This is a genomic window from Streptomyces sp. 6-11-2, from assembly GCF_006540305.1.
In the GTDB taxonomy this organism is placed as follows: domain Bacteria; phylum Actinomycetota; class Actinomycetes; order Streptomycetales; family Streptomycetaceae; genus Streptomyces.
Genome location: NZ_BJOR01000001.1, coordinates 4365057 through 4381082 on the forward strand (window position 1 = coordinate 4365057; position 16026 = coordinate 4381082).

The 16026-nt window shown below is 71.0% G+C and carries 15 protein-coding genes; 14 read left to right on the forward strand and 1 reads right to left on the reverse strand.

What is annotated here, in order from left to right; all coding sequences use genetic code 11:
- Positions 1 to 241 precede the first annotated feature (241 nt).
- The 11 genes from TNCT6_RS42080 to TNCT6_RS19195 all read left to right on the forward strand — a co-directional run bounded on the left by TNCT6_RS42080 (position 242) and on the right by TNCT6_RS19195 (position 11280).
- Positions 242 to 445, forward strand: a complete 204-nt coding sequence (locus TNCT6_RS42080) for an RlpA-like double-psi beta-barrel domain-containing protein (protein WP_324838204.1) — start codon at positions 242 to 244, stop codon at positions 443 to 445.
- Between the two features lie 13 nt (positions 446 to 458).
- On the forward strand, positions 459 to 1076 hold the full coding sequence (locus TNCT6_RS19150) for a cell wall protein (protein WP_141360517.1): 618 nt from the start codon (positions 459 to 461) through the stop codon (positions 1074 to 1076).
- 34 nt (positions 1077 to 1110) lie between these two features.
- The gene (locus TNCT6_RS19155) at positions 1111 to 2013 is read left to right on the forward strand and encodes a MauE/DoxX family redox-associated membrane protein (RefSeq protein ID WP_141360518.1); all 903 of its coding nucleotides are present in this window, start codon (positions 1111 to 1113) and stop codon (positions 2011 to 2013) included.
- A 187-nt stretch (positions 2014 to 2200) separates the two neighbouring features.
- Complete coding sequence (locus tag TNCT6_RS19160; protein ID WP_141360519.1) at positions 2201 to 2857, forward strand: hypothetical protein; 657 nt, start codon at positions 2201 to 2203, stop codon at positions 2855 to 2857.
- A complete protein-coding gene (locus TNCT6_RS19165; RefSeq protein ID WP_373996186.1) occupies positions 2845 to 3876 on the forward strand; it encodes a hypothetical protein in 1032 nt (343 codons plus the stop codon). The genes TNCT6_RS19160 and TNCT6_RS19165 overlap by 13 nt, the downstream gene beginning before the upstream one ends.
- A gap of 332 nt (positions 3877 to 4208) precedes the next feature.
- Positions 4209 to 4802, forward strand: coding sequence for an ABATE domain-containing protein (locus TNCT6_RS19170; protein WP_141360520.1), 594 nt, complete (start codon positions 4209 to 4211; stop codon positions 4800 to 4802).
- 341 nt (positions 4803 to 5143) lie between these two features.
- Positions 5144 to 5665, forward strand: coding sequence for a sigma-70 family RNA polymerase sigma factor (locus TNCT6_RS19175; protein ID WP_019056398.1), 522 nt, complete (start codon positions 5144 to 5146; stop codon positions 5663 to 5665).
- Positions 5665 to 6471: an anti-sigma factor gene (locus TNCT6_RS19180; RefSeq protein WP_373996187.1), complete on the forward strand. Its 807-nt coding sequence runs from the start codon at positions 5665 to 5667 to the stop codon at positions 6469 to 6471. Before TNCT6_RS19175 ends, TNCT6_RS19180 begins: the two co-directional genes overlap by 1 nt.
- Positions 6472 to 6586: 115 nt before the next feature.
- On the forward strand, positions 6587 to 8908 hold the full coding sequence (locus tag TNCT6_RS19185) for a UvrD-helicase domain-containing protein (RefSeq protein WP_141360522.1): 2322 nt from the start codon (positions 6587 to 6589) through the stop codon (positions 8906 to 8908).
- 377 nt (positions 8909 to 9285) lie between these two features.
- On the forward strand, positions 9286 to 10701 hold the full coding sequence (locus tag TNCT6_RS19190) for an NAD-dependent malic enzyme (protein ID WP_141360523.1): 1416 nt from the start codon (positions 9286 to 9288) through the stop codon (positions 10699 to 10701).
- Positions 10702 to 10998: 297 nt separating this feature from the next.
- The gene (locus TNCT6_RS19195) at positions 10999 to 11280 is read left to right on the forward strand and encodes an HU family DNA-binding protein (protein WP_003990598.1); all 282 of its coding nucleotides are present in this window, start codon (positions 10999 to 11001) and stop codon (positions 11278 to 11280) included.
- A 178-nt stretch (positions 11281 to 11458) separates the two neighbouring features.
- On the opposite strand, the gene murA is transcribed toward TNCT6_RS19195, so the two are convergent.
- Positions 11459 to 12805, reverse strand: coding sequence for a UDP-N-acetylglucosamine 1-carboxyvinyltransferase (gene murA, locus TNCT6_RS19200; protein WP_141360524.1), 1347 nt, complete (start codon positions 12803 to 12805; stop codon positions 11459 to 11461).
- Between the two features lie 274 nt (positions 12806 to 13079).
- On the opposite strand from murA, the gene TNCT6_RS19205 reads away from it, so the two are divergent.
- The 3 genes from TNCT6_RS19205 to TNCT6_RS19215 all read left to right on the forward strand — a co-directional run bounded on the left by TNCT6_RS19205 (position 13080) and on the right by TNCT6_RS19215 (position 15753).
- Positions 13080 to 13649, forward strand: a complete 570-nt coding sequence (locus TNCT6_RS19205) for a YqgE/AlgH family protein (RefSeq protein WP_172632954.1) — start codon at positions 13080 to 13082, stop codon at positions 13647 to 13649.
- Positions 13650 to 13677: 28 nt separating this feature from the next.
- A complete protein-coding gene (locus tag TNCT6_RS19210) occupies positions 13678 to 13959 on the forward strand; it encodes a DUF3039 domain-containing protein (protein ID WP_141360526.1) in 282 nt (93 codons plus the stop codon).
- A 141-nt stretch (positions 13960 to 14100) separates the two neighbouring features.
- Positions 14101 to 15753 (forward strand): beta-N-acetylhexosaminidase, encoded by a 1653-nt coding sequence (locus TNCT6_RS19215; protein WP_253266160.1) that lies wholly within the window; start codon positions 14101 to 14103, stop codon positions 15751 to 15753.
- The last annotated feature ends 273 nt before the right edge of the window (positions 15754 to 16026 follow it).

Sequence of the window (16026 nt, forward strand, 5' to 3'; positions counted from 1 at the left end):
AGCGACAAAGGGAGACGGCACGATGGCTTGCGGATCGACCAGCCTATGGGCCGGTGAAACGAGCTGGTTCTGTTGCGGATCCTCCTGGGGTCCGTGCGGCAGCGCGGGCGGCGGCGCCTGCGGCAACTGCCGGTCCAGCGCGAATCACGGCGCCTGGCCCAACGCGTCACAGGCATGCTGGGACATCACCCGGCCCGACCTGTGCGGCGAGAGCATCCCCAGACGCGGCTGCGGTGCGGTGATGAACATCAGACACCAGTGCTCCGGCGCCACCGTCTGCATCACGATCACCGACTGCGGACCGCGCACCAAGGACTGGTGCGGCGAGGCCACCTGCTGCAACGGCGCCTGCCGCACCAACCGCGTCCTGGACCTGACCCCGGCCGCCTTCTCGGCGATCGGCAACCTCAGCTCCGGCAAGCTGCCGGTCTACATCTACGAGTGAGGGGGAGTTCGTCATGACGTACCGTCAGAAGGACGACGGCGGCCTGGGCCGCCGTCGCTTCCTCACCACGGCCGCCCTCACCGGCGCCACCATCGTCGGCGCGTCCGCCCTCGGCGGCTTCGACGCCGACGCGGCCTTCGCCGCCGAGCCGTCGCTCGACCCGGCGATCCCCAAGTCGACGTTCGTGGAAGGCCGGATCACCGGCATCACCGGCAGTGTCCTGGAAGTCGCGGGATCCTACGGTGACCACGCCCGGGTACAGCTGACCAACGTCACCAGCGTCTGGAAGGTCCGGCCCACCACCGCGGCCGAGATCGAGATCGGGGACGGGCTGTACGCGCGGGGCGTCCCGATGCCGGACGGCACCGTCGCCGCCGACGCGGTGTGGGTGAACATCGTGAACATCGACACCACGATCCGCGGCATCGCGAAGAACCGCGTGCACTTCTCCCACGGGCAGCACGAAATCGTCGGCCACGTGCGTCAGGACACGACGAACGCCTCCTACGCGGGTCGTGCGCTCACCTCGGACCTGTCCCGGCTGCGCATCGGGCAGAGCGCCCAGGTGCTCGGCGCCTGGCGGCCGTTCGACAACTCGGTGGACGTCGTCCGTATCTCCGTCGGGCACTGACGGCCGGATCCGAGGAGGAGAAGGGGAGGGAAGGATGCTCTCACTGACAACGGGCCTCGTGCCGCTGGTCCTTGCGGGTCTGCTGGGGTGGACCGGCGCGGTCAAGCTCTTCGACCGGGACACCGTGCGCCGGGCACCGAAGACGGCGCTGGCCCGGATGCTGCGCAGCAGCGAGCGGGCGGCGCTGGTGCTGCGCGGCACCGGCGCCGTGGAACTCCTGCTCGCCGCGGGGTTGCTGGCCCTACCGGCGAACCGTGTGCCGGGCGCGGCCACGGCCGTCCTCGGGGCCGGGTTCCTCGGCTATCTCGGCTACGGCCGGGCGCTGGCACCGGAGTCCTCCTGCGGCTGTTCCGCGAACGAGGACACCCCGATCACCTGGCGGGCGTTCGCGCGAGCCGCCCTGGTGCTCGTGGGTGGCGCGACGGCGGCGGTGGCGCACCGGGTCTGGTGGTCCACGCTCACCGAACGGCCCGGTGGATCGGTCGTGTTCCTGGCCGTGGCGGTGGCCGTCCTGGTGGCGCTGTCGGTCGATCTCGACCGGTGGTGGCTGCTGCCGCTGCGCCGGCTGAGGCTGCGTGTCTTCGGGCATCCGCTCTTCGGCAGCGAGCCGGGGGACCGGGTGCCTGTCGCCGCCAGCGTCGAACTGCTGGAGAACTCCCTCGCCTGGCAGACCGCCTTCCCGGTGGTCCGGTCGGGTCTGCTGGACCACTGGGAGGAGGACGGCTGGCGGATCCTTCTGTACTCGGGTGTGCACGGGGCGGGGGCGAACGCGCGGCCGGTGTCGGTGGTCTTCGCCCTGGACGCCACGGCCAGCCGCGACACGCTGGGCGACCCGGTGGTCCGCGTCAGCTTCATCGACGCGAACACCGGCAACCGGGTGGCAGAGGACCTCCTGAACGCGGTCCCTCCGCGCAGGGCTCTGCCCACACTCGGCTGACGGGCTGGCCGCTCACGGCTCACCGCCCCTGCGGGGCCGGTGAGCCGTGAACGGAGGTGCGGGCTCCGTTCGCGTACGTCTCATGTGCGGGCGCGGTGGTTGGGCCCCTCGCTGGTGTGGGTGCGGGTGATCTCGGTAGCGTGTCGGCTGTTTCGTCCCAACCCACCTGCCCCACCAGGAGCCTGCTGTGAACCGCCGTCCAACCCGCCTGCTCACCACAGTCGTCGCCGGCACGGCGGCCGCAGTGCTCCTCTCCGGTTGCGGCGGAGGCGACGGCGACTCGAAGGCCAACGACGAGATCGCGGGCGCGGACACGGGCACGGAGACGCCGGCCTCCCCGACTCCGTCCGCGACAGCGGCGGGGCGACCGAAGATCGAGTTGCCGTCGGATCTGAATCTCGTCTTCGAAGACACGAAGACCGGGGACCCGGTGAAGGACGTGGTCCTGGCCGACAGCGCGGAGCGCATGCGCGCCGTGGATGCCGCGATCACGGGAACCGACCCGAAGGGTGAGGCGCTCGCCTACTACAACACGGGCAAGGCCCGTGAAGCCGCCCTGTCCTGGGTCGCCCAGTTCAAGGAGGCCGGCGCCACCCTCACCGGCCAGGCTCGCTACTACGACCGCAAGGTGACGCTGCGGAGCGGGACATCGGCTGCCCTCATCTTCTGCGCGGACGAGAGCAAGGGCTTCAGCAAGGACAAGAAGACCCAGAAGATCGCCAAGACGCCGGTCACCAAGAACAGTTACGTGCTGTACAACACGAGGCTGGACAAGAACTCCGACGGTGTCTGGCAGACGTCCCAGATCATCTCGACCAGGGGGGCGGCTCAGTGCCAGCCGTAGCCAGAATCACGGTGTGCGCAGCTGTCGCCGGTGTCGCTGTATGGACCGCTGGGCCGGTCGCCTGGGCCGACTTCGTACCCGGTGGCAACGGCACAGGGTCCGAGACCCAGGTCCAGGGCGACCAGCACGACCAAAAGATCTCCGCCACCGCCGGTGCCGTCGTCTACGACCGGTCCGAGAACGGGGCCGGGCGATCGGCCGGGCCCGTGGCCTCAGTCACGGCCTGGACCCCGCCCGCCTGCTACTACGCGCCCAAGTACAGCCCGGACCAGCTCAAGGCGTATCTGGAGCCGATCTGGGAGGCGGAGTCGACGGGGTACGAGTGGGACGCGCAGCAGCGTGACAAGTACGTCAACGGCCACCCCTACAAGGACTTCAACAAGGACAAGGAAGGCGAGGGCTACTGGTGGGACTCGTACGTCACCCCCGGCCGCGCCGGCGACCCCGGCGCGCTCGACTGTGACAAGCCCATCTTCTGGGTGGACAAGGGCGCCGCGCCTCCGGCGGACACGCCGCAGGCCATCACCCCCGCGATCCTCGCCGAACTCGCCTACAACGAGATCCGTGTCCCCGGTACCGAGGTGACGCTTGCCCCGGCCGGGGTGACCAAGGTGAATCTGCCGACCTGGGCGTGGCTGGACGGGGCGCGGTTCAGGCCGGTTTCCGTGACGGCTTCCGTGCCGGTGCTGGGGATTACCGCGACCACCACCGCCGAGCCGGTCTCGTTGAAGATCGATCCCGGTACGGCGGACGCCGAGACCTACCCCGCGTCAGGGGTCTGCGCGATCAACGGTGGCCGTATCGGTGAGGCGTACGCCAAGGGGAAGGCCGACCGGACACCGCCCTGCGGGGTGAAGTACCTGCGGTCGTCCGGCGACGGCTCGTACCGGTTGAGGGCCACCATCACCTGGAAGATTCACTGGACGGGTACCGGCGGTACCGGCGGGGATCTGCCCGAGGGAACCTTCGGCGACACCCAGGACGTCACGGTTCAGGAGATCCAGGCCGTGAACCGCTGAGCCAGAGGCGGACAACCGAAAACAGGGGGCGCCGCGGTGAACGGGTGGCGGGTTCGGAAGGTGCTCGAGCAGGTGCGCCGCCGGGGCCGCAGGCGGCGGGGCAGGAGTGGCCAGGCGGCCCGTATGGGCACGGCCCCTACGGTCAGGGCCCGTACGGACAGGGCCCGTACGGCAACGGGCCCTACCACCCGCAGTAGGGGGCGGCCCCGAGCCGCCCGGGGTCTACCGGTCCGGCCGGTGGGCGGGCACTGTGGGAGGGAACGGATTTCCGGCCTCCGACGATGCCCCGGCGAGGCCTGCCGGCCGGGGTGAGCCTAGGCGGTGACAGGCGCATGGCACTGGCTGCGGCCACGGCCCCGTACGAGCTGAGGTTCGACGCCGGGCGGGTCTGCCTGGATCTCCTCTCCACCACCCATCCCGTGGAACGGCTGGACTCCGTCGCGCCGCTGTGCGCGTGGATCACCGGATCGGGGCTGGTACCGCCCGGCTGCCCACTGGCGCACGCCGACGCCTCCTGGCTCACCTGCTTCCGGGAACTGCGGCGAGACATAGGGCAGTTGGTGCGCGGCTGTCTCGCCCAGGAGGTCCGCGCCTACGATCTCGCGCTCGCCCGCGTCAACGACGTCGCCCGTACGGCGCCGCCGGCACCCCGCGCCGTACGAGGCGAAGACGGCACTCTCGTACGCGAGTTGGCGGGCCAACCCCAGTGCGCGGCCCTGCTCGCGGCCGTCGCCCGGGACACCGTTGAGCTGCTCACCGATCCCGTGGCGCGGGCGGGTCTGCGCCAGTGCGAGGGCGACAACTGCCCGATCGTGTACCTGGACACGTCCCGGGGGCGCCGGAGGCGCTGGTGCTCCAGCGAGGTCTGCGGGAACCGCGAACGGGTGGCCCGCCACCGCCGACGCGCCGCCCTCTCCCGGACGTAGAGGGGCGGAAAGCGACAACTCCCGTATCCATTTGCCGGTTGTGGGCGTTCCGCGCCAAAGTGATTTCGGTAACACTCCGTTTGGCTCCCGCCGGGAGCGGGCAGCGCCGGCACTCCGGCTCCTGTGTCGGAAATGTAAAGATCAAGCGGGGGGAATGTGCGCCCATGTCCTCCCTCGTCACGTCACCACCCAGAAATCCGTCGGCCGGTTTTGAACACGGCGCGCCCGGGATCCGTACCCGTCGGCGAGCGACCGACTGGGGGAAGCCCCGGACACCGGAGGTGGGCGTGCGCAAGGATGCGGCCGTGGCCAATGAACGTGGATCGAGGGCCCGACATCGCATGTCCCAGTCCTCGGAACCTGATGAGGAGTTGATGCGTGCGCTCTATCGCGAGCACGCCGGACCTCTCCTCGCGTATGTCCTCCGGCTGGTGGCCGGCGACCGGCAGCGTGCCGAGGACGTGGTGCAGGAGACGCTCATCCGTGCCTGGAAGAACGCCGGTCAGCTCAATCGGGCCACCGGTTCGGTACGCCCCTGGCTGGTGACGGTCGCCCGGCGCATCGTCATCGATGGCCACCGCAGCCGGCAGGCCCGGCCGCAGGAGGTCGATCCGTCGCCGCTGGAGGTCATCCCCGCGGAGGACGAGATCGACAAGGCGCTGTGGCTGATGACGCTGTCGGACGCGCTCGACGACCTGACCCCGGCCCACCGGGAGGTGCTCGTCGAGACGTACTTCAAAGGGCGTACCGTCAATGAGGCAGCCGAGACACTGGGCATACCCAGCGGCACCGTCCGCTCGCGGGTGTTCTACGCCCTGCGGTCGATGAAGCTGGCGCTGGAGGAGCGGGGGGTGACGGCGTGATGAGCGTGTACGGGGGATTCGGAACGGGTGGTGCGGGTATGTCTGGGGCCATGCAGGGAACCCCGGCTCCGAACGAGCACGAGACCGTCGGCGCCTACGCCCTCGGGATTCTCGACGACGCCGAGGCAACCGCTTTCGAGGCGCACCTCGCCACCTGCGAGTGGTGCGCCCAGCAACTCGACGAACTCGCCGGGATGGAGCCGATGCTGGCCGCACTCGCGGACCTGCCGGGCTCCGGCGCACCCGCGGTCGGCGAGTCCCTGTCGGCCAAGCCCAGCCCGCGCCTGGTGGAGAAGCTCGTCGACGAGGTCGCCGAGCGCCGCGCCCAGAAGCGCCGGCGTGGCTTCTACATGGTCGCGGCGGCGGCAGCGCTGATCATCGGCGGCCCGCTGACCGCGGTCGCGGTGAGCGGCTCGGACGGCGGCAGCACCGCGGTGGCCGCGAGCCCCGCGAAGTCCGCCTTCGAGTCGATGCCCGACAAGGTCACGGCGACGGACTCCACGACGAAGGTCACCGCGACGGTCGCCGTCGAGAAGAAGGACTGGGGCACGAACGCCGTTCTCGAACTGAGCAACGTCACCGGCCGGCAGAAGTGCTCGCTCATCGCCGTCGGCAAGAACGGCGAACGTGAGACGGTCACGTCCTGGTCCGTCCCGGAGTGGGGCTACGGCGTCCCGAACGCCAAGACGGAGGAGGCCAAGAACCCCCTCTACGTCCGCGGCGGCGCGGCCCTGGAGCCGAACCAGATCGACCACTTCGAAGTGATGACCTTCGACGGGAAACGACTCGTCGAGGTGCCCGCCTAGCCTCTGTGTGGCGGACCGCGTCTGCGACACGGTCTTCCGGACAGGCATTGGCTTCCGCGAGCGGGCCCCCTTCGCGTACGGTTGACGGCTGCCCAGCACGTCAGAAGGGGGCCCGGTGGCCGCACAGGCTCAACAGGATTCCGCGGTCGGATCGGTCCACGCCGCAGCGCACGAAGCGGCGCACGACTCCGTACGGGACCGAGAGATCGGTGTGGAACAGCAGCACCTGGACCGGGTGTACCGCCGCCTCGAGGAGAAGATCCACGAGGCCGAGTTCCTCATGCGCGACGCGGCCCAGCGCGGCCAGGTGGGTACACCCGGCGCGCTGGCCGAGCGCGACGCGCAGGTGTTCCGGGCGGGCATCCACCTCAACCGGCTGAACAACGAGTTCGAGGACTTCCTGTTCGGCCGTATCGACCTGCTGCTCGGCAAGGACGGCAGGAAGGGCCCGGACGGCGCGTACACCGCGGTCGAGCCGGCCGAGGGCGCGGTCCGCGAGAACGGCACGGCGGACATCGCCGAGACCCTGCACATCGGCCGCATCGGCGTCCTCGACGAGGACTACTCCCCGCTGGTCATCGACTGGCGGGCACCGGCCGCGGCCCCGTTCTACCGCTCCACCCCGGTCGACCCCGGCCGGGTCGTGCGCCGGCGGGTCATCCGCTCCAAGGGGCGGCGCGTGCTCGGGGTCGAGGACGACCTGATGCGTCCCGAGCTGAAAGCCTTCCTCGACGGCCACGAGCTGCCCGCGATCGGCGACGGCGCGCTGATGGCCGCGCTCGGCCGGGCCCGCAGCCACACCATGCGGGACATCGTCTCCTCCATCCAGGCCGAGCAGGACCTGGTCATCCGCGCCCCCGCCGCCTCGGTGACGTACGTCGAGGGCGGTCCGGGGACGGGGAAGACGGCGGTCGCGCTGCACCGGGCGGCCTACCTGCTCTACCAGGACCGGCGCCGCTACGCGGGCGGCATCCTGATCGTCTCCCCGACGCCGCTGCTCGTGGCCTACACCGAGGGCGTGCTGCCCTCGCTCGGCGAGGAGGGCCAGGTCGCCATCCGGGCGATCGGCTCGCTCGTCGACGGCGCCGAGGCCACGCTGTACGACTCTCCTGCGGTGGCGCGGGCCAAGGGCTCGTACCGGATGCTGAAGGTGCTGCGCAAGGCGGCGCGGGGCGCGCTGGAGTCGAACGGCTCGCCGGACCGGCTGCGGGTCGTCGCCTTCGGCCGCCGTCTGGAGCTGGAGGCCGAGGAGCTCGACCACGTCCGGCGCACCGCCCTCGGCGGCACGGCGCCGGTCAACCTGCTGCGCCCGCGCGCCCGCAAGCTGCTGCTGGACGCCCTGTGGGAGAAGTCGGGCGCCGCCGGCCGGCACACCGACCCGGAACTGGCCGCCGAGCTGCGTTCCTCCTTCGACGAGGACGTGAGCGGTGAGGACTCCTTCGTCGCCTTCCTCGACGCGTGGTGGCCCGAGCTGACCCCGCCGGCCGTGCTCACCGCCATGGCCGACGAGCGGCGGCTGGGCCGCTGGGCGCGCCGGATCCTCAACCCGGGGGAGGTGCGCCGGGTGGCCCGCTCGCTGCGGCGGAACGGGTACTCGGTGCACGACATCGCCCTGCTCGACGAGCTCCAGGCGATCCTCGGCACCCCGGCCCGCCCGCGCCGGAAGCGCGACCTGGACCCGCTGGACCAGCTCACCGGTCTGGAGGAGCTGATGCCGGTGCGCGAGGAGTCGCAGCGGGAGCGGGCGGAGCGCCTCGCGCAGGAGCGCACCGAGTACGCGCACGTCATCGTGGACGAGGCACAGGACCTCACGCCCATGCAGTGGCGGATGGTCGGCCGGCGCGGCCGGCACGCCACCTGGACGGTCGTCGGCGACCCCGCCCAGTCCTCCTGGTCCGACCCGGACGAGGCGGCCGAGGCCCGCGACGAGGCCCTGGGCACCCGGCCGCGCCGCCGTTTCCAGCTGACCGTGAACTACCGCAACCCGGCGGAGATCGCCGACCTGGCCTCGAAGGTCCTCGCCCTGGCCATGCCCGGCTCCCTCGCGCCGACGGCCGTGCGCTCCACCGGGGTGGAGCCGCGCTTCGCCGTCGTCCGGGGCTCCGTGGAGAAGAGCGCGCGGGCGGAGGCCGAGCGGCTGCTGGACCTGGTGGACGGCACGGTCGGCGTGGTCGTCGCCATGAACCGGCGCGAGGAGGCCAGGCGCTGGCTGGCCGGGCTCGGCGACCGGGTGGTGGCCCTCGGCAGCCTGGAGGCCAAGGGCCTGGAGTACGACGCGACGGTCGTCGTCTCGCCCGCGGAGATCGCGGACGAGTCCCCGGCCGGTCTGCGGGTCCTGTACGTGGCCCTGACCAGGGCCACCCAGCAGCTGACGGTGGTCTCCGGGGAGCGGGACGAGCCGGACGGGGCCGGGGTGCCGGATCTGCTGCGGGACTGAACCCGGGGTAACCGCAGCGACGGGAATGGCCATGAGGGATCCGTTTGTTAGCCTGGATACGACACCGGCCCGATCCAAGCCCCCGGGCCCAACCTTCGTCGCTACGAGCGACCACTTGCCGCGAGGCGAGCATGGCGGGTCGGTGTCATACAAACCTCCAGGAGGCTCACGTCGCTCATGTGACGTGGGCCTCTTTTGCCGCCTGCGTATCTTCCGTCGCTTCGCCAGTTCTCGTATGGTGGAATTCAGTTTCCGAAATCGGCACCTCCAGGTGAACACAACGTCCACAACCCGGGGCGGCTAGCACGTACTCGGGGGTAGGTGCGACGATCGGACGGCAGAACTTCGCGACACGGTGAAAGCAGAGGAAGTCGGCCATGGCAACGGCGCCCAGCGTCTCCTACTCGATGACCATCCGTCTGGAGGTGCCGGCGGGCGGAACCGCCGTATCGCAGCTCACCACGGCCGTGGAGTCCTCCGGAGGCTCGGTGACCGGCCTCGACGTCACCGCGTCGGGCCACGAGAGGCTCCGTATCGACGTCACCATCGCGGCCACCTCGACGGCCCACGCCGAGGAGATCGTCGAGAAGCTGCGCGGCATCGAGGGCGTCACGCTGGGCAAGGTCTCGGACCGTACGTTCCTCATGCACCTCGGCGGCAAGATCGAGATGGCGTCCAAGCACCCCATCCGCAACCGTGACGACCTGTCCATGGTCTACACCCCCGGTGTGGCCCGCGTGTGCATGGCGATCGCGGAGAACCCCGAGGACGCCCGGCGCCTGACCATCAAGCGCAACTCGGTTGCGGTCGTGACGGACGGCTCGGCCGTGCTGGGCCTGGGCAACATCGGCCCGAAGGCCGCACTGCCGGTCATGGAGGGCAAGGCGGCCCTCTTCAAGCGCTTCGCCGGCATCGACGCCTGGCCGATCTGCCTGGACACCCAGGACAGCGACGCGATCGTCGAGATCGTCAAGGCGATCGCCCCCGGCTTCGCGGGCATCAACCTGGAGGACATCTCCGCGCCCCGCTGCTTCGAGATCGAGGCCCGGCTGCGCGAGGCCCTCGACATCCCCGTCTTCCACGACGACCAGCACGGCACCGCGATCGTCGTGCTCTCCGCGCTGACCAACGCGCTGCGCGTGGTCGGCAAGTCGATCGACAGCGTGCGCGTGGTGATGTCCGGCGCCGGCGCGGCCGGCACGGCGATCCTGCGGCTGCTGCTCGCCGCGGGCGTGAAGAACGCCGTCGTCGCCGACATCCACGGGGTGGTGCACGCCGAGCGTGAGGACCTCGTCGGGGCCGCCCCGGACTCCCCGCTGCGCTGGATCGCGGACAACACCAACCCGGAGGGCCTGAGCGGCACGCTGAAGGAGGCCGTGCACGGCGCGGACGTCTTCATCGGCGTCTCGGCGCCCAACGTGCTCGACGGTGACGACGTGGCCGCCATGGCGGAGGGCGCGATCGTGTTCGCGCTCGCGAACCCCGACCCCGAGGTGGACCCGGCAATTGCCCGTCAGACGGCGGCAGTTGTGGCCACCGGCCGCTCCGACTTCCCCAACCAGATCAACAACGTGCTGGTCTTCCCGGGTGTTTTCCGCGGCCTGCTGGACGCGCAGTCCCGAACCGTCAACACGGAGATGATGCTGGCCGCCGCGCAGGCCCTCGCCGACGTGGTCACCGGGGACGAGCTGAACCCGAACTACATCATTCCGAGCGTCTTCAACGACAAGGTCGCCGGCGCGGTGGCCGGGGCGGTCCGGGAGGCGGCCGCGAAGACGGCGGCAACGGCGTGACGATTGCCACGGCGCGGCGAAACCGGCGCGTCGTGAAGCACCCCGCCGCCGGTGGAGCCTTATCGTGACGGCCAGGCTCGGGCATCTCTTCGTGTGACTCCCAAGGGTGTTCTCACGACTCCTATGGGTGCCGGATTGGCATTCGTGCCGCAGGTGGGGGCAGGATGCCTCCCTGGGCGCGAGGGTTCGGCGACGGACCCGGGTCCGGGGACTCACCGAGGACCCTGGCAGCATCGGCTTCGCTGTGCCCAACATGCGGCCTCGCCGCAACGGTAAGAAGAACACGGGAGTAACAACATGAACCGCAGTGAGCTGGTGGCCGCGCTGGCCGACCGTGCCGAGGTGACCCGCAAGGACGCCGACGCCGTGCTGGCCGCGTTCGCCGACGTCGTCGGCGACATCGTCTCCAAGGGGGACGAGAAGGTCACCATCCCTGGTTTCCTGACCTTCGAGCGCACCCACCGTGCCGCTCGCACCGCTCGCAACCCGCAGACCGGCGAGCCGATCCAGATCCCGGCCGGCTACAGCGTGAAGGTCTCCGCGGGCAGCAAGCTCAAGGAAGCGGCCAAGGGCAAGTGACCTCGCCGTCTCGTACGCCGTGGGACGGCGTACGAGACGCTGCAGGCCGGCCCTCAGGCCGTCACGACGCCAATGGGGCGGTCCCCCTCACCGGGGGCCGCCCCAAAGTCGTACCCGCGTTCCCCCGGCGCCCGCCGGGGGAACGCGGACCAGCCGAGGGCCCGGCTGGGGGGTTCGGTCAGCCGAGGGCCTGGCCCGGGAGCTCCACCTTGGCGCCCAGCTCCATGAGCTTCTCCATGAAGTTCTCGTAGCCACGGTTGATCAGGTCGATGCCGTGGACGCGGGAGGTTCCCTGGGCGGCCAGGGCCGCGATCAGGTACGAGAAGCCGCCGCGCAGGTCGGGGATGACCAGGTCGGCGCCCTGGAGCCGGGTCGGGCCGGACACCACCGCGGAGTGCAGGAAGTTGCGCTGGCCGAAGCGGCAGTCGGAGCCGCCCAGGCACTCGCGGTAGAGCTGGATGTGGGCGCCCATCTGGTTGAGCGCGGAGGTGAAGCCCAGACGCGACTCGTACACCGTCTCGTGGATGATCGACAGGCCCGTGGCCTGGGTCAGGGCGACCACCAGCGGCTGCTGCCAGTCGGTCTGGAAACCGGGGTGCACGTCCGTCTCCAGCGCGATGGACTTCAACTGGCCGCCCGGGTGCCAGAAGCGGATGCCCTCGTCGTCGATCTGGAACGCGCCGCCGACCTTCCGGTAGGTGTTCAGGAAGGTCATCATCGACCGCTGCTGGGCGCCGCGGACGTAGATGTCGCCCTCGGTGGCCAGTGCCGCGGACGCCCAGGACGCCGCCTCCAGCCGGTCCGAAAGGGCCCGGTGGTTGTATCCGCCGAGCTTCTCCACACCCGTGATCCGGATCGTGCGGTCGGTGTCGATCGCGATGATCGCGCCCATCTTCTGCAGGACGCAGATCAGGTCCTCGATCTCCGGCTCCACGGCCGCGTTGGACAGCTCGGTGACCCCCTCGGCCAGCACGGCCGTCAGCAGCACCTGCTCGGTCGCGCCGACGGACGGGTACGGCAGTCGGATCTTCGTCCCGCGGAGCCGCTGCGGGGCCTCCAGGTACTGCCCGTCGGCCCGCTTCTCGATGACCGCGCCGAACTGCCGCAGCACGTCGAAGTGGAAGTCGATGGGCCGGCCGCCGATGTCGCAGCCGCCCAGGCCGGGGATGAACGCGTGCCCCAGCCGGTGCAGCAGCGGCCCGCAGAACAGGATCGGAATGCGCGAGGAGCCCGCGTGGGCATCGATGTCGGCGACATTGGCGCTCTCCACCCGGGTCGGGTCGAGCACCAGCTCACCCGGTTCGTCACCCGGACGGACCGTCACCCCGTGCAGTTGCAGCAGGCCGCGCACGACACGCACGTCACGGATGTCCGGAACGTTGCGCAGGCGACTTGGCTCACCGCCCAGCAGGGCGGCGACCATGGCCTTTGGTACGAGGTTCTTCGCACCGCGGACACGGATCTCGCCCTCCAGCGGGGTTCCGCCGTGGACAAGCAGGACGTCATCAGTGCCGTTGACGGTCATGTATCTCGCGTTCCGATGAGGTGGGCAGGATCCGGCCGATCACTTCGGAGGGGGCCGGAGAGACAGGGTAATCGCCGTGCGCCCCCCTGCAGAAAGCCCGTCGGCGGCCCGGGTTGGCTCGGGACCCTGCGCCAACACGCCCCGTTGAGCGTCGGGCACGTGCGGTCACCGCGGCGGCCGTGCGCCGGTGACGCTTCCGTGTCCCTGAGCTGCGCTCACCCCCGTAGCCGGATTGGCTCCCCATGCGCAGGGAAGATGCGGGATCATGTCTGGCATGACCGAGGTGTCCTCGCTCACAGGGCGGCTGCTCGTGGCTACGCCCGCCCTGGCGGACCCGAACTTCGACCGTGCGGTGGTGCTCCTTCTCGACCACGACGAGGAGGGCTCCCTCGGTGTCGTCCTCAACCGTCCCACCCCCGTGGACGTGGGCGACATCCTGGAGGGCTGGGCGGATCTCGCCGGGGAGCCCGGCGTCGTCTTCCAGGGCGGCCCGGTGTCGCTGGACTCCGCACTCGGCGTCGCCGTCATCCCCGGCGGCTCCGGCGGGGGCGCCCCGCTGGGCTGGCGCCGGGTGCACGGCGCGATCGGTCTCGTCGATCTGGAGGCACCTCCCGAGCTGCTGGCCTCCGCCCTCGGCTCGCTGCGGATCTTCGCCGGATACGCCGGCTGGGGCCCCGGCCAGCTCGAGGACGAGCTGGCGGAAGGGGCCTGGTACGTCGTCGAGTCGGAACCCGGCGACGTGTCCTCCCCGTCCCCCGAGAGACTGTGGCGCGAGGTGCTGCGCCGCCAGCGCAACGAACTGGCGATGGTCGCCACATATCCGGACGACCCTTCACTCAACTGATGCCCGGGGCCTTCAGTACCCTTGCCGTATGAGCACTCTCGAGCCCGAGCGCGGCACTGGTACGGGTACCCTCGTCGAGCCGACGCCGCAGGTGTCCCACGGCGACGGCGACCACGAGCGCTTCGCCCACTACGTCCAGAAGGACAAGATCATGGCGAGCGCCCTCGACGGTACGCCCGTCGTGGCGCTGTGCGGCAAGGTGTGGGTGCCGGGCCGCGACCCGAAGAAGTACCCCGTCTGCCCGCTGTGCAAGGAGATCTACGAATCCATGAGCGGCGGCGGCGAAGGCGGCGACGACAAGAAGAAGTAACCGGCTCCCCGCTCGGCAGAGACTCGCAGGGCCCCCGAGGCACGCTCCGACGTGCCTCGGGGGCCTGTGTCGTCGGACGGCCCGTGCACGATGTGCAACGCTCGTTGCGCCGTGTCGCGGCCGACGCTACCCATGGGTGGCATGACCGACGTGATTCCGGCCCCGCGCGCCGCGGCCGTCTCCCCGGACCGCGCCGTCCCGCTCGACCGGGGCACCACCCTCTGGGCCGCCGAGGGCACCGGCGGCACGGAACGCTGGCTGCGCGGCACGCTCGGCGCGGCCCTCGGCCTGCCCTTCCCGCCCGGCGCCGAGGACGACCCGGACTCCGTACGGCTGCGCCTGGACGACTCCCTGGAACCCGAGGCGTACCGGCTCGCCGCCGTCGCCGGCCGGGGTGCAGAGATCCGCGGCGGCTCCCCGGCCGGGGTGTTCTGGGGTGCGCAGACCCTGCGCCAACTGCTCGGCCCCGACGCCTTCCGGCGCGCCCCCGTACGGCCGGAGGCCGCCCACGCGGTCCCGGCGGGGGTGATCGAGGACGCCCCCCGCTTCCGCTGGCGCGGCCTGATGCTCGACGTGGCCCGCCACTTCATGCCGAAGGACGGCGTCCTGCGCTACCTCGACCTGATGGCCGCGCACAAACTCAACGTGCTGCACTTCCACCTGACCGACGACCAGGGCTGGCGGATCGAGATCAAGCGGTACCCGAGGCTGACGGAGGTCGGCTCCTGGCGGGCGCGGACGAGATTCGGCCACCGGGCGTCCCCGCTGTGGGAGGACAAACCGCACGGCGGCCACTACACCCAGGACGACATCCGGGAGATCGTCGCCTACGCGGCCGAGCGGCACATCGCCGTCGTCCCCGAGATCGACGTGCCCGGGCACTCGCAGGCCGCCATCGCCGCGTACCCGGAACTCGGCAACACCGACGTCGTCGACACCGCCGCCCTCACCGTCTGGGACGACTGGGGCGTCAACCCGAACGTCCTCGCCCCCACCGACACCACCCTGCGCTTCTACGAGGGCGTCTTCGAGGAACTGCTCGAACTGTTCCCCGCGGACGCCGTGACGTCCAACGGGTCGGGGATCTCGGGGTTCGTCCACATCGGCGGTGACGAGTGCCCCAAGGAGCAGTGGCGGGCCTCGCCGGCCGCGCAGGCGCGGATCGCGGAACTCGGGCTGGCCGGCGAGGACGAGCTCCAGGCCTGGTTCGTCGGCCACTTCGACGCCTGGCTCACCGCGCGCGGGCGAAGGCTCATCGGCTGGGACGAGATCCTGGAGGGCGGCCTGGCGGCGGGGGCCGCGGTGTCGTCCTGGCGCGGGTACGAGGGCGGGATCGCCGCCGCGCGGGCCGGCCACGACGTCGTCATGTGCCCCGAGCAGGAGGTGTACCTGGACCACCGCCAGGCCCCGGGCGAGGACGAGCCCGTGCCGATCGGCTTCGTGCGCACCCTGGAGGACGTCTACCGGTTCGAGCCGGTCCCCCCGGAGCTGGACGGGGCCCGGGCCCGCCATGTGCTGGGCGCGCAGGCCAACGTGTGGACCGAGGTGATGGAGGATCAGGCACGCGTGGACTACCAGGCGTTCCCCAGGCTGGCCGCGTTCGCCGAGGTCGCCTGGAGTGCCCTGCCCGCCCCGGCGGAACGGGACTTCGCGGATTTCGAGCGGCGGATGACCGCCCACTACGGGCGTCTGGAGGCCCTGGGCGTCCGCTACCGGCCGCCCACCGGGCCGCACCCGTGGCAGCGGCGCCCCGGCATCCTCGGGCGACCCCTCGACGGTCCGCCGCCGAGGTAGCGGGAGGCGGCGGACCGGCCGGCTCCGCCCGCCGTCTCGAACAGGTGCCGGAAAAAGGTCGCAAGTGTCAGCGAAGAGTGGGAATTCGCTCGCACCGGTGATGGTGTGCCAAATCGGACCATGTCCCCGATGAGGTGGGCGAATGCCACCTAGCGGACCCCTGTCTTCGGGCCCTGCGAAGATGTGCCAGAGTTGCCACGTCCGCCCTGTCAGCACGTACCGTACGGCAGCACAGGTGGGACCAGCGGGGGCAGCGGGAAGGGGCAGCCGGTT

Coding starts and splice junctions, on each gene's coding strand:
- TNCT6_RS19170 (WP_141360520.1), top strand. CDS start 4,209: ATGGCACTGGCTGCGGCCACGGCCCCGTACGAGCTGAGGTTCGACGCC.
- TNCT6_RS19215 (WP_253266160.1), top strand. CDS start 14,101: ATGACCGACGTGATTCCGGCCCCGCGCGCCGCGGCCGTCTCCCCGGAC.
- TNCT6_RS19205 (WP_172632954.1), top strand. CDS start 13,080: ATGACCGAGGTGTCCTCGCTCACAGGGCGGCTGCTCGTGGCTACGCCC.
- TNCT6_RS19175 (WP_019056398.1), top strand. CDS start 5,144: ATGTCCCAGTCCTCGGAACCTGATGAGGAGTTGATGCGTGCGCTCTAT.
- TNCT6_RS19150 (WP_141360517.1), top strand. CDS start 459: ATGACGTACCGTCAGAAGGACGACGGCGGCCTGGGCCGCCGTCGCTTC.
- TNCT6_RS19210 (WP_141360526.1), top strand. CDS start 13,678: ATGAGCACTCTCGAGCCCGAGCGCGGCACTGGTACGGGTACCCTCGTC.
- TNCT6_RS19155 (WP_141360518.1), top strand. CDS start 1,111: ATGCTCTCACTGACAACGGGCCTCGTGCCGCTGGTCCTTGCGGGTCTG.
- TNCT6_RS19180 (WP_373996187.1), top strand. CDS start 5,665: ATGAGCGTGTACGGGGGATTCGGAACGGGTGGTGCGGGTATGTCTGGG.
- murA (WP_141360524.1), bottom strand. CDS start 12,805: ATGACCGTCAACGGCACTGATGACGTCCTGCTTGTCCACGGCGGAACC.
- TNCT6_RS19195 (WP_003990598.1), top strand. CDS start 10,999: ATGAACCGCAGTGAGCTGGTGGCCGCGCTGGCCGACCGTGCCGAGGTG.
- TNCT6_RS42080 (WP_324838204.1), top strand. CDS start 242: ATGAACATCAGACACCAGTGCTCCGGCGCCACCGTCTGCATCACGATC.
- TNCT6_RS19190 (WP_141360523.1), top strand. CDS start 9,286: ATGGCAACGGCGCCCAGCGTCTCCTACTCGATGACCATCCGTCTGGAG.